Annotated in this window: 1 protein-coding gene; it reads left to right on the top strand. The window is 56.6% G+C overall.

Translation table 11 applies throughout. The annotated features are described in order from the left end of the window. Positions 1–223 precede the first annotated feature (223 nt). Positions 224–415 (top strand): hypothetical protein (locus I6F38_RS43515; protein ID WP_072019017.1); only part of this gene is annotated, 192 nt, incomplete at its 3' end.

The raw sequence follows: 415 nt of genomic DNA on the forward strand, positions 1-415 counted from the left end.
CCTGCATACAGCCCAGCCCGGAGCGAACTGCCTAAGTCGCCCCGAGATACCAGAAGACGTGAGCTATGAGAAAGCGCCACGTGTCCCGTAAGGGAGAAAGGCGGAAAAGGTATCCGGTAATCGATATGGCGGGAACGTGGGGGCGCAGGAGGGAGCGATTCACCGGAAACGGTGATGATCTTTAAGCCACGTCGGGTTTCGCCACCGCTGGCGGATTTCATGGTTGAGCCGCAAGGCTCCCACAGATGCACCGAAAAAGTGTCTGTTTTGTGAAGTCCGTCAGGGGGGCGGAGCCTATGGAAAAAGCGCCTCCGGCGCGGCCTTTCCCGGGGTTTCGTTTTTTGCGCACATGTTCTTTCCTGGTTTATCCCCGGGTTCTGTGGATAACAGGGTTAGCGTTTTTGAGAAAGGAGAG

The organism is Bradyrhizobium sp. BRP56, from assembly GCF_020194035.1.
Classification (GTDB): Bacteria; Pseudomonadota; Alphaproteobacteria; order Rhizobiales; family Xanthobacteraceae; genus Bradyrhizobium; species Bradyrhizobium australafricanum.